This window comes from Leptolyngbya sp. FACHB-60, from assembly GCF_014695775.1.
GTDB lineage: Bacteria > Cyanobacteriota > Cyanobacteriia > Phormidesmidales > Phormidesmidaceae > Nodosilinea.
The window spans coordinates 32057-47854 of record NZ_JACJOX010000011.1 but is presented as its reverse complement, the minus strand read 5'-3'; the positions used below and the strand labels follow the sequence as shown (position 1 = coordinate 47854).

The window sequence follows — 15798 nt, the reverse complement described above, 5'->3', positions numbered from 1 at the left end:
CTCCGCAATTCGTTTTGATTGTCAGTAAATCAGGTATGGCAACAACCACAGAACGACACAATTTTTATGCTGTGCCCAGCTAAATTTGGGCTGGCAGTTTAACGATGAAGCTAGTTCCTTTGCCTGCTGCGCTTTCAATTTCAATCGTCCCTTCGTGGGCTTCGACAATATTCTTAACTAGGAATAGACCTAATCCCCAGCCGGTCTTTTCTTCAGCAGAGGGAGTCCGACGAAATTGTTGAAAGAGGATGGACTGAGTCTCTGGGGGAATGGGAGGGCCTTGATTGTGAATAGCAAGATAAATGTGTTCGTCAGTCTTGCAAAGCTTGACCGTAACAGGCGAGTCTGAATCGCCATATTTCACGGCGTTGCTGGCCAAGTTTTCGACTACTCGCCGAATTTGTTTGCGGCTGCATCGGCTTGTGATGCTTGAGTCTGAGACGACGACAAACCGATCTCCGTAGGTGAAGTTCAAATCTTCGACCACATCTTTAAGCAATTGATGAAGGTTACATTCCTCAAACTCTAGATTTAAGCCTTGGCCTGCCCGCAGTCGGCTAGCATCGAGCAGATTTTGGATCATGGCATCCATGCGATCGATGGCGCTGATCATTCTTACGGTGATATCAAGATGGGCATCGCCGCGTTCAAACCGGCGCAAAATTAGTTGTGTGCCCATTTTGACAATATTAACCGGACCTCTAAGGTCGTGGGTTAATGTCACCATAAACATTTCTTGAATATCCCTTAGCGTACTGGAAAACTGTGTCGCGGCATCGTTAACAGCTTGCTCAATAGAGTCAATAATAATGTCTCGCTCTCTTGCTTCTAAGAGAACTCCTTCTTCTTCTAAAACCTGAAATATAACCTGGCGAAGAATATGGTATTCCAAAATGAGCTGGCTTACGGTGTAGTCGGCATAACCGGCGCGTTCATGGCCATGCTGCTTGCCAACGTGGGTGCTGCTTAACTTAGTAGTTTCAATTTGTTCAGAGGTTTTGTCAGATTGATCTGAGATTGCATCAGCTAGATGATTTAGGTAAAGGGGCAAAGAGTTGCGTAGAGCTAGGGAATTTTGGTGCGCCGATGCGCTTAGTTCGTCGCGGGTGCGTACTTCCCATATCTCCAGAATTTTTTTAGAATTCTGCTTGAGACGTTCAGCAACTAAGTTCGACATCGTTTGCCCTGAGGATTGAGAAGCAGGCATTCCGGCAACAGTCTAGGTCATGACATATCTTAACAACTCTATCAGGTAGCTTTGCAATAACTCATCACCCATTTGATAGAAGGCGTCGTTAGCAAGTTCATGGGCTGTATGCAAACCCTGATGCAGAATATGGATGGATACAACGAGCGATCTGGTACCAACACGATCGCTTTGAATGTATTTCCTTTTACAGTTTAAAGCTTAAAAGAAATAGCAGGAAAATCCAGCAGTTGCGCAATTTATGGTACTGCTGTTATACGGCAGGTTGGCAAAACTAGCTGAGGATTTGTTAGGGTTAATACTTAAGTACCCGCATTATTTTGAACCAGTGATGCTTGGGAATGCACGAGAGGCGATCGCTGCTTTATCTTGGTTAGATCTCGGCCTTGTCACTTGTTTCGTAAAAATCTGTCTTAAGACTGATGATTGCTGCTTTCGCCCTCAGGAGTAGGAAGCATTGTGGGATGCTTTGTAGCATAATAATCTGACTAGCAACGGTGAGAAGCGGGTGTAGCGTTTGGGTCGCAGGGCGATCGTCGTCTCCTACGATAAACTCCACAGCGTATGCCATACAAATAAATGGTAGACAAAACGCCTAAACGAATTGGCATTATCTTTAACTCGCTTGCTAGGCGCATGCCCTTGGCAGCCCCGCAACCTGCTCCGATCTCGTCTGGTGGTCAGGCGCTTTCGCTGAAGTGGTATCTCGTTTTATTGGTCGCGGGGACGTTGCTGCCGGTGGTGCTGTTTGCCGCCGCAGTTGTGTTAAAGCTGTCAAGCCAGGAGCAGTCGGCTTCTGAGCGGCTGATGCTGCGAGAAGCTCGCAACCTGGCCTCGACTGTAGAGAGCGAATTTTCAAGCACAACTCGAACTCTCCAGGTCTTAGCAACCTCTGAACAGCTTTATCAAGGCGATCTCGACAGCTTTCACAACGAGGCCAAGCGCCTAACGGCGACGCAGCCTACCTGGTTGACAACAATGCTGCTGTCGCCCGACGGACAAGAGATGCTAAACAGCAGGCATTCCTTGAGCAGGCCCTTGTCTTACACCCATGAGCCGAAGAGCCTAGAGCGGCTGATCGAGACCCGTCAGCCTACAGTAGGTGATTTGGGGCAGGGGCAATCAGGGCACGATTTTACCTTTCCGGTGCTTGTGCCCGTTATCCAGCAAGGCAGTTTACAGTACATTCTGACGGCTGTAATTACACCTGAGACTTTGTCTGAAGTTGTGGTTGCTCGTATCCCGGTCGAGGGCGAGTGGACGCGTGTCATTGTCGATGGGGAAGGTATTGTCGTTGCTCGCACCCGCAATCCTGAACGCTTTGTGGGAAAGTCTGGAACACCCTCCTTCTTGCAGCGCGTTGGGTCGGCCAACGAGGGTGTCTATCGCGATACTAGCCTAGAGGGTGAGCAAGTGTATGTCGCCTTCAGTAGGGTTCACAATACCTCTTGGACGGCCGCGGTCACGGTGCCAGTCGATGTCATTCAAAAGCCTGTGCAACGGGCGATGTGGTTGGTGGTTGGGCCGGGTTTGGCGCTGCTTTTGGTGAGCGGTGTGGGGGCTTTCTTGCTGTCGCGCCAGATTTCTCGCAGCATTACTAAGGCTGCTATGGCGGCAGAGGCGCTGGCCAACGGCGACCCTCCCCAAGTGAGCACGCTTTCCATTCGAGAAATTGTTTTGCTAGGGCAATCGCTAGAATTTGCGGCCAACTTGCTATCACAGCGAGAGCAAGAGCGCACTGAAAACCTGATGCGTGCAGAATCTGCTAGAGAAGAAGCGGAGGCGGCCAACCGTATTAAAGATGAATTTTTGGCGGTGCTATCTCACGAGTTGCGCACGCCCCTAAACCCTATTGTTGGTTGGTCTAGTCTGTTGCGCACTGGCCGGTTAGACCCTAAAAAGACAGCGTTTGCCTTAGAGGCGATCGAGCGCAATGCTAAACTGCAAACCCAGCTGATTGAAGATCTTTTAGACGTTACCCGCATTATGCAGGGGAAACTGAATTTCAATATGATGGCGGTTAATGTAGGGGCGATTGTTGAAGCCGCCATCGAAACGGTGCGATTAACCGCAGAAGCCAAGTCCATCACTATTCAGACTGCTTTAGATCTGACTGTGGGGCAAGTTTTAGGCGACCCCACTCGTCTTCAGCAGGTATTTTGGAATTTGCTCAGCAACGCGATTAAATTTACCAATGAAGGCGGTGAAGTGATCGTCCGGCTGTCGAGGATTGGCTCCCAGGCTCAAGTTCAAGTTAGCGATAGCGGCAAAGGCATTCATCCCAATTTTATCGCCCATGTATTTGAATATTTTCGTCAGGAGGATGGCACAACCACCCGCAAATTTGGTGGCTTGGGATTAGGGCTGGCGATCGTGCGAAATCTGGTGGAGCTACACGGCGGTACTGTGCAAGCAGAAAGCCCTGGGGAAGGCCAGGGGGCAACGTTTACCGTGAGGTTGCCGCTGCTAGAGCGTGAGGGTTAATTCGATCGCACCCCCTAGACCTAGCCAGCCAACTGGAGACCTAATTGAGCCAATCCACCGCGAAAATGGAACAGTGAGTTGACGCACAGCCACCCAATCAATCCCAGTGGCGATCGCTAGATCACTGCCCTAATAGAGGACATTTGTATGAGCGAACCTCAAAAACCGATCGCCATCTCCGCTGCTGAAGCTCCGCTGCGAACGAGACCGTCACTTTACCCAGAGCCCTTTGTCTCTAAAATGGCGGGTCGTGAAAAGCGATCGTTGGGCAGTATTTTTGGGCTCTCAAACTTTGGCATTAACCATGTGACATTAGCGCCCGGTGGGGTTTCAGCATTGCGCCATGCCCATGCCACTCAGGATGAGTTTGTTTACATTATTTCAGGCCAACCTACCCTAGTGACTAACGCTGGCGAAACATTGCTGCAACCTGGCATGTGTGCCGGTTTTAAAGCAGGCGATGGCGACGCCCATTGCCTAGTTAATCAAACTAGCGAGGATGTTGTTTACCTGGAGATGGGCGATCGCAGTTCCAACGATAGGGTTTCGTACCCCGATGACGACATTCAATCGGTGCTCACTCCAGGCGGCCAATGGCAATTCAACCACAAAGATGGTGCGCCTTACTGAGCTGAGTCACGCTCAAATCTCGCTATAGCCACTTATGCCAATTCCCGCTGAATTCTTATCTAGGCGCTAGGGCTGAGGGCTTTCTCATCGGTCTTACCGGCGATCGCTTGCTGGGCCATGGCCTTTAATCGCTGAATGCGATCGTCAGTGGAAGGGTGGGTCATAAACAGCGTCATCATCCCTTCCTTAGATAGGGGGTTGATAATGAACATTGCCGAAAAGGCCGGGTTACCGTGGATAGGTACCTTTTGCCCTGTGGCTTCCAGGGTTTCTAGCGCTCGCACCAAAGCTAGAGGGTTGCCGGTGATTTCGGCGGCCCCGGCATCGGCGGCAAACTCTCGCGTTCTCGAAATCGCCATGCGCAGTAGCCCGGCAGCGAAGGGCGCAATGACTAGCAAAAACAGGATGGCGATGGGGCTGTTGCCGCGCCGCCCGCCGGCCCGCGCCACGGGAAAGTACAGCGCCCCCAGGGTGAGAATGCGGCCCAAAAAGGTCAGCGACCCGGCCAGGGTGCCCGCCACCGCCTGGGTGAGGGTGTCGCGATTGCGCACGTGGGTAAGCTCGTGGGCAATCACGGCATCGAGCTCGTCGTCGGGCAATAGCTCGACAATGCCTTTGGTAAGGGCGATCGCTGCGTGATTGGGGTCGCGTCCGGTGGCGAAAGCATTAGACGACTCCGAGGGCACCAGGTAAAGAGTAGGCGTGGGAATGTTGGCGCGATCGCTCAGTTTTTCTAGCCGCGCGTACAGCTCAGGAGCCTCTTCGCGGGGCGTGGGCTGGGCCTTAAATGCTGCCAGCGCCGCCTTATCAGAGTAGTACCATGAGCCAAAGCTGCTCACCGCCGCAAAGCCTAACCCGTAGAGCAAGCCCGTCTCATTGCCGACCAGCAGGTAGCCCGCCAGCACAATCAGCCCGCTGAGCAACGCTAATAGCGCGAAGGTTCTGAACAGATTCATGCCGACCATAGATAGATCGCTCCTCAAGGCCATGGTGTGTGTTTTACAGCATCCCAAAGATGTGCGCCGCTGAAGTCTCCCTAGGGAAAGACATTTGCTTAGCGGATACCTCCGCCCTAGAGTATGGCTAATCGAGCATTGGCTAAACCGGCGAATCGGTTAGCCCTGGATGATCCTGCGGGCGAGGACCAGAGGCATCCCAGAAGAAGCGGCGTTCTTCAGGGGTGATGGGGCGATCGTTGATGCTGGCTTCGCGGCGGCGCATGAGGCCGTTTTCGTCGAACTCCCAGTTTTCGTTGCCGTAGGCGCGATACCACTGGCCGCCGTCATCGTGCCACTCATACTGAAAGCGTACCGAAATGCGGTTGTCGCCAAAGGCCCACACTTCTTTGATCAGGCGGTAGTCGAGTTCTTTATCCCACTTGCGGCGCAAAAAAGCGCGGATGGCGTCGCGGCCCTGGAAGATTTCGGCCCGGTTGCGCCAGTGGCTGTCTTCGGTGTAGGCGAGGGCAACGCGATCGGGGTCGCGGCTATTCCAGGCGTCTTCGGCCATGCGGGCCTTGGCGATCGCGGTCTCTAGCGTAAAGGGGGGGACGACGGGCGTGGGCATAGGGGTGAGGGGTGAGGGGTGGATAGGGAGTGGGGAGATGTCGGTGGGGGAGGTAGGGAGAACGAAAAACGAAAAGGGAGGGTACAGGAAAGGCTGTCGGCGATCGCCAACAGCCCAGAGATTGTGAGTCAGGACACGTAGCCGGGGTCTACCACTTTTTGTAGGGCAGGAATTTGCCGTTCATGATCACTTTGACACGATCGCCCTTCGGGTCCTCGACCTTTTCGACATCGAGGGTGAAGTCAATGGCGCTCATGATGCCGTCGCCAAACTTCTCGTGGATCACGGCCTTCATGGGCATGCCGTAGACCTGCATAATCTCGTAGAAGCGGTAAATCAGCGGGTCGGTGGGGATGACCGGGTCGAGGCCGCCTTTGACAGGGAAATCAGTCAAAGCATCAACGAGGGAGGCGTCGGCACCAAGCGCTTCGATGATTTTGGTGGCCTCTTCGGTTGAGGCGCTGGCCTGGCGGTAGAAAACGGAGGCGAGCCACACTTCATCGCAGCCGGTTTTGGCTTCGAGGTCGGCAAAGCTGAGGCCAGCAGCTTTTTTGGCCGCCAAGAGTTTTTCGGTGATGGGAGAAATAGTCATGTTTGGATCCTCTTAATTACGTCGTTTAGTCAAACAGTGATGCCGGTAGGGTGGGCAATGCCCACCTATGTCCTTAGCGGTTAGCTGATATCCCTTCGCGCTTCAATGAATGGGCAAGTAGCTAAGGTCGGGGGCAGAGTTAGCCTGTGCGAAGGCGCGGTGAAATGGTGGGCATTGCCCACCCTACGGGTTGCTTTGGGTTCATCTATCCACCCCATCACCCATCCACCCCGCCACTCATCCACCCACTCGCTCCGACTCTACTGCGCGGGTTTCACGAAACAGATGGCTCTCCATCTCGGCTTTGAGGCCCTGGTAGGCGGGGTGCTGCTGAATGGTTTCGCGGTTGCGAGGCCGGGGAAAGGGCACCTCTAGGATCTCGTCGATGCGGGCGGCGGGGCCACGGGTCATCATCACAATGCGATCGCTCAGCAGCAAGGCCTCTTCGATGCTGTGGGTAATCATGATCACGGTCTTGCGCTGCTGTTCCCAGATGCGCTCGACTTCCTCTTGCAAGAAGCCTCGGGTGAGGGCGTCGAGGGCACCAAAGGGCTCATCCATCAGCAGCATTTGGGGGTTAATGGCCAGAGCACGGGCAATGCCGACCCGCTGGCGCATGCCACCGGAAAGCTCGTGGGGGTGCTTGCGCTCGGCCCCGGTGAGACCTACCAACTGAATGTGCTCTTTGATGATGCGATCGCGCTTTTTCGCTGAAATCTTAGGGTCTACGGTTTCCACGGCAAACCGCAGATTTTCTTCCACCGTCATCCAGGGCATCAGGGCGTAGTTTTGAAAGACCATGCCCCGGTCTGACCCCGGCCCGGCGATCGGGGCACCATTGAGCAAAATCTCGCCGCTAGTGATCGGGCTGAGGCCCGCAATCATATTCAGCAGGGTCGATTTGCCGCAGCCGGAGGGGCCAATGATCGACACAAAGGTATTCGGCTCAATGTCGAGGTTAATATCTTGAATGGCGACGAAATCGCGGCGGGCTTTGCCGGTGAGCTTGCTGAACAGGTCTTTTTTGCCGGCAAAGACCTTCGCCACGTTGCGAATCGACAGCTGTGCAGTCTGCGATCGCGTTTCTGCCGGATCTATCGTATTTACGGGCGCATTAACGGGATTGTTTACAGGGGCAATACTCATGAGTTTCGACCAAAGGCAACAAATTTTTCAAGAGCAGCAAATAAACTATCGAGCACTAGCCCCGTCAACCCAATGATGAAAATGGCCACCAAAATATTGGGAATCGACAGGTTGTTCCACTCGTTCCAGATGAAGTAGCCCAAGCCTGTGCCCAGCAGCATCTCTGCCGCTACAATCACTAGCCAGGCAATGCCCATGCTGATCCGCAGACCCGACACAATATTGGGCAGCGCCGCTGGAATAATCACCTTAAGAATGGTGCGCAGGCGAGAAGCCCCCAGCGTTTTGGAGACATCCAGGTATTCTTGGTTGACGTTGGCTACCCCAAAGGTGGTGTTGATCAGCGTCGGCCAAATGCTGGAAATAAAAATGATGAAAATGCCGGTTTTCTCAGAGTCGCGCAGCAGGTAGAGACCCAGGGGCAGCCAGGCTAGGGGCGAAATTGGCTTGAGCAGCTGCACGTAGGGGTTAAACGCCTTAAACGCCACCGGCGAAATGCCGATCAAAATGCCCAGGGGCACCGCTACCAGCGACGCCGCAATGTAGCCGATCGCCACTCGCCGCAGGCTAATCAGCAAATTCCAGCCAATGCCCAGGTCGTTGGGGCCATTACGGTAGAAGGGGTTGGTGACCCACCACCAAAACTCTTTGATCGTCTCGGTGGCGGTGGGCACACCCTTCACAAACCAGCCAGATTTAGCCCCAATTTCCCAAAACAGCAGAAAAATGCCGAGGGAGAGCATAAACAGCGCGAATGCTCTCACGTTTTCGTTTTGCCAAAGCGGGGCCTGCCGCTCCGCTATGACCAGTCCGGGCGTGCTGTGACTCGCTGCCATGATTCAATACCTCCTAAAAACTGCGCCGATCGCGAATGTTCTAGCCACCCAGATCACCCTTCAGAAAAGGGCGGAGCTAGTGTGGGCGCAAGGGTCTTACTTCCCAAACTGGTCAACTTGGCCTTTGACGTAGTCTGCCGAAGCCGCCGGGTCAAAGTTGTCAAAAGCCAGGGTTTCGGTGCGATCGGTTTCGACGGGGGGCTCTTGGCCCAGCTCAAGGGCCAGCTCGCGCGCCAGGTCGGTTAAAAAGACCTCTTCACCCACCTGATCGATGTCGCTATCGCTCACGGTGGCGGCGGTGTTGCCTTCACCCATCAGCTCCCAGCGCACTAGCTGCGACGAGATCCACTTAGCGAAGCTCTGCCAGGGGTAGGGGTCAAAGCCAATGCGATCGGGCACCGAGAGGGTGTTGCCCTGGCCATCGTCAAAGTTGCCGGTGAGCACCGCCTCGACCACTTCAACGGGCTGGTTCAAAAAGGCGCGATCGGAGATGGCGGCGGCGATTTCGGATCGATTGGCGGGGTCTTGGGCGTAGGCCGCCGCTTCGATGATGGCCTTATTCAAAGACCGGAAGGAGTTGGGGTGGTTGTTAATCCAGTCGTCGCTGGCGGCAAAGGCGCAGCAGGGATGGCCATCCCACAGGTCTTTGGTGAGCATGTGAATGAACCCGGCCTCTTCATACACCGCCCGCTGGTTGAACGGGTCGGGCATCAGCATGGCGTCGATGTCGCCTGCAATCAGCTGGGCAATGCTGTCCGGCGGGGGCACAGGGCGAATCTGCACATCCACATCGGGGTCGAGGCCGCCCGAGGCCAGGTAGTAGCGCAGCAGCAGATTGTGCATCGAGTAGGGGAAGGGCACCCCAATCACAAAGCCCTTGAAGTCGGCGGGGCCTTCGACGTTGCCCAGGTGGCGCTGAGCGACGGTAATGGCTTGGCCGTTGATGTTTTCGATGCTGGCCAGCTTGACGCCAAAAGCGGCGGAGCCGAGGCCCAGGGTCATGGCGATGGGCATAGGGGCCAGCATATGATAAGCGTCGAGTTCGCCTGCGATCGCCGAATCTCTGACCGCGCCCCAGCTCGGCATCTTCACCACCGAGGCGTTAAAGCCATACTTCTCGTAGAAACCCAGTGGCTCCGACATAATGATCGGCGTGGCGCAGGTAATGGGGATAAAGCCCACCTGAATGTCGGTCTTCTCTAGGTTGCTAGTGTCGATAGGGGCAGCGGTGTCTTCGGCCACTGGCTCCTCACTGCCGCCTGCACAGCTTGCCAGGGTGACCAGAGCCGCCCCCAGCGCCATATTTTTGAGAAACTCGCGACGGGTAGCCCCGCTGTTGCGCACCGAGTCGGCAAAGAACAGTCCGGCCTGGGGGCCAAAGGCCGCTGCGAAAGCATTTTCTAACCCGCCTGCCTGCTCACACAGCGCCAGAATCAGCTTTTCGCGCTTGGGATCGTTGCGGCCCACCCGCTTGAGAAACAGTGCCTTGCGCAGTTCGTAGGTGTTGACGGTGTCGGCGGCGCGCAGCTGGTTTTGCTTGTAGACCCCCATTTTCACCAGGTCGTCGACCATATCGACCGGGTCCTGGGGCATGGTTTCCATAAACCGCGAGTGATCGCCCGTAAAGTGCACTGTGCCGCAATCCCGACAGGGGCGATCGGGCAACATCAGGGAGGGTGATGTGCAGCTCAAACTGCCCCAGTCGTTGAGCGACTTTGCTACTGCTGAAATGACCATAAACAGATAGTTGAACGCGACAAAAACCTTTCCCCGACAACTTAAAAACACAGTTGAGCAATCTAGGCAAAGAATATTTGACTGCCTTCTTTGCTCTACTCTTATCTACGGATCAGATCAAGTTGCTAAGCAGATTACCAAGACCAAATAAAAAGCGCACTGGAGCAAATTTTGCATATGGTAGGACTTTCTTTTGGACTTAGTTTTAAGCCCAAAAATAAGCGCTAATCTGTTAATTCTGATACAGAACTTCGTCTCCATGCTTGGGGAGAAACGCCGTGAAACTGACGAAATTGGCGAGTGAAATAGCCCGCATCGTTATAGCCTGAAGCTTCGGCAATTTGGCGAACGCTGTTGGCAGTAGTGGCCAGCAGCGTTTTGGCCTCGGCCATGCGGCGCTCAATAATCCACTGCTTGATCGTACGCCCGGTGTGTGACTGTACCAAATTAGTCAGGTAGGCCGGGGAGTAGCCCGCATCCTGAGCCACATCGTTGAGGGTAATCGGCTGTCGGTAGCGGGCTTCGATAAAGCAAAAGACGCTGGCCAGCCTGGGGTCGGTGGGGAAGATGTTAGTCGATGAGAGAGGAGGAGGAAGTTCTTGAGGGAGATTTTCCCCGTCGGTGTAAAGCTCTGAGAGCTGCTTCTGGCGATGCAAGCGGCTGTTGATAGCAGCCAAAAATTGCTCGACGGTACAGGGTTTGGTCAAGTAGTCGTCAGCCCCTTGCACCATGCCCCGGCGCAGGTCGGCCATGGTGACCTTGGCGGTGAGAAAGATGAGGGGAATCAGCGCCGTTTGCCTGGTTTTGCGTAGAGCAGAGAGCACCGAATAGCCATCCATATCCGGCATCATGATGTCGCACACCACTAAGTCTGGGGTGTGCTGTTGGGCCATGGCTACCCCGGTGGTGCCGTCACTGGCACCCACGGCACGAAACCCCTCAAACTCTAAGCATTTGAGAAAAAGATGGCGAGTTTGCGTCTCGTCTTCGATGATGAGAATAGTCTTCACAGTCATTCTCGTTGTCAGATTGATGGTGCTTGCTGTGGTGTTTAGGCGCTAGATTTATTAGGTCAAATTGATTGTCAAAATCTGCTGTGATAAGCAAGATTAATACAGCTCATATAGGTATCAAATTCGAGCTGAAATTCAAAAATTTTCAATTTAAATCACAGACGCTTGCCGCTACTATTGAGGGCAGTTAATTGCTCTACAGTTCTGTAGTAAACCTTAGGGGAACTGCCCGTTGTATAGGGTGATACGTTCTCCTTGGCCGACGGGCTGGATTGAGGGTTGACTTTCCCTGGAGCTAGCAAGATGTTTTATGGCGATCGCTCCCAAGATGACCCAAACCTATTGGTTACCCCCTAGAGAGGCTGCTTCTCCCACTGCACCCCTGGGGCCGCTAGAGCACCTGCGCCACCAGCACCAGCTGATTCTCAATGCCGTGGGCGAGGGCATCTACGGGCTGGATATGGCGGGCAACGTCACCTTTGTCAATCCCGCTGCTGCCGCCATGATTGGCTGGTCAACCGACGAGCTGATCGGCCAGTCGATGCACGCAGTGATGCACCATTCCCTGGCCGATGGTCGCCCCTACCAGCGGGAGGCCTGCCCGATCTACGCCGCATTTCAAGACGGCAGTGTGCGGCGGGTGACCAACGAGGTGTTTTGGCGCAAAGACGGCACCAGCTTTCCGGTGGAATATATCAGCACCCCCATGCGTGATGAAGAGGGGCGTCTGATTGGCACGGTGGTGACCTTTCGCGATATTACCCAGCGGCGCTGGGCCGAGGAGATCTTGCAACGGGCTAACGAGGAGCTAGAGCAAAAGGTGCAGGAGCGCACCGCCGAGTTGCAAAACGCCAACCAACAGCTGCGGCAGCTGAGCGACATGCGATCGCGCTTTGTCTCCATGGTCTGCCACGAGTTTCGCAACCCGCTCAACAACATTGCGCTGACGGTGTCGTCGCTCAACCGCTACGACACCCAGCTGCGCCCTGACGAAAAAGCCGACTACCTGCTCACCATCAACGCCAACGTCGAGCGCATGACCCAGATGATCGACGACATTTTGGTGATTGGCAAGATCGAGGCCAAGGTGCTGGAGGTCAACCCCAGACCGTTAGATCTGGTGGCTTTTTGCCAGGAGCTGCTGACCGAAGGCGGCTACCGGCGACCCCAGTGCCCGATTCAGTTTGGCTGCCGCAGTCGTCAGATGTTGGCCTGTTTAGACGAGCGGCTGCTGCGATCGATCCTCAGCAACCTGCTGTCGAACGCAATTCGCTACACCCCAGGCGATCGCCCCATTTGGCTAAAGCTGGCCAAACAGCGAGGCCAGGTCATCATCAAGGTGCAGGATGAGGGCATTGGCATTCCTGCGGGCGATCGCAGGCAGCTGTTTGAGCCCTTTCACCGGGGTCAAAACGTTAGCAACATTCCAGGAACGGGTTTGGGGCTGAGCATTGTGAAACAGTTTGTGCAGCTCCAGCAGGGCACCATCAAGGTCACCAGTCGGGTGGGAGTGGGGACTACCTTCACGGTTAGCCTGCCAGCGTAATGGGCTTACTGAAGAGGTGGCAGAGAGCCTGGAGCTGATCGAATCGCATCTGGATCCGCTCTGTATCGGCTTTGGGGCGATCGCCTTTGGTTCAGTACCGAATGGGCTAGCCTGTGCCACAATTATCGCCGTGTGATGGAGGGATGACATTGTGACACAGCAGTCGGGCAAGGGCCTTTTACTGGTCGCGATGGCCCTTTGGGGGCGATCTTTAGCCATTGCTGGGTTAGTCGGGGTGGGTCTCCCCATGCTGCGGGTTTTTGCCCAGGCCGAGACCCCATCTGGGCAAAACCAGCCTGCCAGCGCCGCCGCCCTCCCCGACAACCTAGGGCTCTTCCTCGAACTCACTGACGATTCTGAGGTAGAGAGCTTTCCCCTGGTTCCCACCGCTGAGCCATCGCCTGCTCCCCGTCCCGGACGGCGGCCCACCGAGGTGCCACTGTCGCCGCCACTGCCTCCCTCCCAGCGGCCCCGGGTAGTTCAGCCCATCAATTCAGACAATGGCACAGTAGAAGCGCCCAGCCCCACCTCGGGTGACCCTGCTGAGCAGATCGCTCCGGCGGTGATTGAGCTATCGCCCACGGGGCGGCCCCCCAGCCCAGTCGTGTTTCTGGCCATGCAGCAGGAACTCAACAACCTGATTGGCCGCTTCGAGAGCGCCCTGATCATGGCCAACTCGCTGGATGCACCCACGGCGCTGGCCCTGCCCGATCGCTCACCCGTGCTCACCGCTGCCGCCGATCAGGTGAATGTGGCCGGGGGCCGGGGAGCTTATCTGCACCCTACCCTAGGCGAGGCCCAGCGGCTTTTAAACGATTGGGATGGGCTGCTGGCGGCCGGTAAGCACAGAGAGGTACGCGATCGCTGGCTAGCCGCCCGCACCGCCCTATGGGAGAACTTCCCCACCGAGCGCCCCATTAACCAGGGGGAGATTCGCGCCATGTGGCTCGATCGCGGCACCATTGTGCGGGCCAAGTCGCCCCAGGGGCTGAGCGAAATTTTCGACAAACTAGCTGCCGCCGGCATCAACACCGTTTTCTTTGAAACTGTGAACGCGGGCTATACCATCTACCCCAGCCAGGTGGCCCCCGAGCAAAATCCCCTTACCCAAGGCTGGGATCCCCTCGCCGCCGCTGTAGATTTGGCTCACCAGCGGGGCATGACCCTGCACGCCTGGGTGTGGGTGTTTGCGGCGGGCAACCAGCGCCACAATCGCTTGCTCAACCAGCCTGCCAACTACCCCGGCCCGCTAATTTCCCGGCACCCCAGCTGGGCCGCCTACGACAACAGCGGCAGCCTGATTCCCCGGGGACAAGACAAGCCTTTCTTAGACCCCGCCAACCCCGAAGTGCGCAGCTACCTCACCCGGCTGATGACCGAAATCGTCACCAATTATGAGGTTGATGGTCTGCACCTCGACTACATTCGCTACCCCTTTCAAGACCCTGGAGCCAACCGCACCTACGGCTATGGCGAAGTTGCTCGCTGGCGCTTTCAGAGCATCACCGGCGTCGATCCCGCCACTATTAATCCCCGGCCCGACAATGCCATGGGGCGCAATCAGCAAATTCAGCAGCAGGTGCTCTGGGAGCGCTGGAACGAGTTTCGCGTGCAGCAAGTCACCTCGTTTGTGCAAACCATCTCCAGCACGTTACGGCGGCAGCACCCCGGCCTGGTGATGTCGGCGGCGGTGTTTGCCAATCCTGAGCACGAGCGACTACAGCGCATTCAGCAAGACTGGGGAGCCTGGGCCAGAGCCGACTACCTCGACTGGATTGTGCTGATGAGTTACGCGGGTGACACCAGCCGCTTTGAGCGCATTGTTTCCCCCTGGCTGGTGAATGAATCCTTTGGCTCAACCCTGGTAATCCCGGCGATTCGGCTGCTGAACCTGTCGAATGCCGCTACCCTCGACCAGATGCAGGCCAGCCGCGACCTGCCCACCCCCGGCTATGCCCTGTTTGCCGCCGCCGATCTAAATACTGAACTAAACACCGTGCTGGCCCAAACCCAGAGTGGCAGCCCACCTGGCCCCACTGCCCCCTACGCCATGGCCGCTAGCCGCTATGCTGCCCTCCAGCGCGAGTGGAGCTGGCTGCTGACCCACCAGCGCCTCTGGATGGATCGCAATGCCTTAGAACCTTGGATTGGCGAGGTCAATGACCTGGGCAGCAAGTTTGACGCCCTGGCCCAAGAGCCATCCCATCGCAATCTGGAAAATGTGAAAGCTGGACTGGCTAGGGTACGCACCTCGGTGAATCAAAGGATGTCGGTGGATACGGCGAATAGTGGCTATAGGCTGCGATCGTGGCAGCATCGGTTAACGACGATCGAACAGTTGCTAGAGCATGGGGAGAAAACTCAGCCCTAGCCAGAAGGTGCATTGAGCAAATAGAACAAATCACTAGCTTTAACTGCGATCCGTTGCTTGTCGCGATCGCTGGGCAGACAGCGGTCAGAGGCTTTGAGGATCTTCGGGTAGAGGCGCGGTGAAGTTGGCGTGTTTAGCTATCAGCTCTAGAAATTTAGCGGTGCTGCGATCAGGGTCATAGACACCGTTTTCCCATTCGCTGACGGTTTGGCGGCGCACGCCCATCTGCTCAGCAAACTCCATTTGGGTAAGGCCCATATGCTTGCGCAGGGCGCGGATGGCATCTTGCTGCCAAATGATTTTGCCGTCTTTTTGCTCGATTTTGTACTGAGCCTCAAACTTGCGAAAGGTAACGGTTTTGGTCTCTACATCAATCTCGTGAACGTGGTAGCCCGCTCCGACCCAGGCTCCAGCCTGGAGAGCGGCGGGGGTGTCGCGGTTACTCCACCAGTTTTTGCGCTCAACAGCTGAGTGAGGTAGCGGGTTCCCGAGCAAGGCCTCAATGTCGGCAAAGGTCAGCAAAACTTCGGCTTTGCCAGAGGTCTTCAGGTGATTGAATAAAGGATAATATTTGCTGCCGGGTTTCATAGGTAGGCGCGATCGCGACTCAATCTCAGCGGTAAACCGTATGACTCTCTATAATGACGCAAAAATTTGACTTAATGACCGC

Annotated in this window: 13 protein-coding genes; 4 read left to right on the top strand and 9 right to left on the bottom strand. The window is 55.6% G+C overall.

Annotated elements, in window-relative coordinates:
• Positions 1-79: 79 nt before the first annotated feature.
• Complete coding sequence (locus H6F57_RS02765; RefSeq protein WP_190629387.1) at positions 80-1207, bottom strand: sensor histidine kinase; 1128 nt, start codon at positions 1205-1207, stop codon at positions 80-82.
• A gap of 642 nt (positions 1208-1849) precedes the next feature.
• Here H6F57_RS02765 and H6F57_RS02760 point away from each other — a divergent pair.
• Together H6F57_RS02760 and H6F57_RS02755 are read left to right on the top strand one after the other, a co-directional pair.
• On the top strand, positions 1850-3691 hold the full coding sequence (locus H6F57_RS02760) for a sensor histidine kinase (RefSeq protein WP_190629385.1): 1842 nt from the start codon (positions 1850-1852) through the stop codon (positions 3689-3691).
• Between the two features lie 147 nt (positions 3692-3838).
• Entirely contained in the window at positions 3839-4321 is a 483-nt protein-coding gene (locus H6F57_RS02755) for a cupin domain-containing protein (RefSeq protein WP_190629383.1), read from the top strand.
• Between the two features lie 59 nt (positions 4322-4380).
• Here the strand turns inward: H6F57_RS02755 and H6F57_RS02750 are convergent, their stop codons facing one another.
• The 7 genes from H6F57_RS02750 to H6F57_RS02720 form a co-directional block, all read right to left on the bottom strand.
• Positions 4381-5286: a M48 family metalloprotease gene (locus H6F57_RS02750; protein WP_190629381.1), complete on the bottom strand. Its 906-nt coding sequence runs from the start codon at positions 5284-5286 to the stop codon at positions 4381-4383.
• Between the two features lie 133 nt (positions 5287-5419).
• The gene (locus H6F57_RS02745; protein ID WP_190629380.1) at positions 5420-5887 is read right to left on the bottom strand and encodes a nuclear transport factor 2 family protein; all 468 of its coding nucleotides are present in this window, start codon (positions 5885-5887) and stop codon (positions 5420-5422) included.
• Between the two features lie 148 nt (positions 5888-6035).
• Positions 6036-6479: a cyanase gene (cynS, locus tag H6F57_RS02740; RefSeq protein WP_190629377.1), complete on the bottom strand. Its 444-nt coding sequence runs from the start codon at positions 6477-6479 to the stop codon at positions 6036-6038.
• Positions 6480-6716: 237 nt separating this feature from the next.
• Positions 6717-7625 (bottom strand): ABC transporter ATP-binding protein, encoded by a 909-nt coding sequence (locus tag H6F57_RS02735; RefSeq protein ID WP_190629376.1) that lies wholly within the window; start codon positions 7623-7625, stop codon positions 6717-6719.
• A complete protein-coding gene (gene ntrB, locus H6F57_RS02730) occupies positions 7622-8461 on the bottom strand; it encodes a nitrate ABC transporter permease (protein WP_190629373.1) in 840 nt (279 codons plus the stop codon). Before ntrB ends, H6F57_RS02735 begins: the two co-directional genes overlap by 4 nt.
• Before the next feature lie 96 nt (positions 8462-8557).
• Entirely contained in the window at positions 8558-10198 is a 1641-nt protein-coding gene (locus tag H6F57_RS02725) for an ABC transporter substrate-binding protein (RefSeq protein ID WP_190629372.1), read from the bottom strand.
• Positions 10199-10422: 224 nt separating this feature from the next.
• Positions 10423-11208 (bottom strand): response regulator, encoded by a 786-nt coding sequence (locus tag H6F57_RS02720; protein WP_190629561.1) that lies wholly within the window; start codon positions 11206-11208, stop codon positions 10423-10425.
• A 331-nt stretch (positions 11209-11539) separates the two neighbouring features.
• On the opposite strand from H6F57_RS02720, the gene H6F57_RS02715 reads away from it, so the two are divergent.
• Together H6F57_RS02715 and H6F57_RS02710 are read left to right on the top strand one after the other, a co-directional pair.
• Positions 11540-12757 carry a PAS domain-containing sensor histidine kinase gene (locus H6F57_RS02715; RefSeq protein ID WP_190629558.1) on the top strand — a complete coding sequence of 406 codons (1218 nt, stop codon included), beginning with the start codon at positions 11540-11542 and terminating at the stop codon, positions 12755-12757.
• Between the two features lie 151 nt (positions 12758-12908).
• Positions 12909-15128 (top strand): family 10 glycosylhydrolase, encoded by a 2220-nt coding sequence (locus H6F57_RS02710; RefSeq protein WP_199289857.1) that lies wholly within the window; start codon positions 12909-12911, stop codon positions 15126-15128.
• Between the two features lie 84 nt (positions 15129-15212).
• Here the strand turns inward: H6F57_RS02710 and H6F57_RS02705 are convergent, their stop codons facing one another.
• A complete protein-coding gene (locus H6F57_RS02705; RefSeq protein WP_190629371.1) occupies positions 15213-15716 on the bottom strand; it encodes a helix-turn-helix transcriptional regulator in 504 nt (167 codons plus the stop codon).
• Positions 15717-15798: the final 82 nt, after the last annotated feature.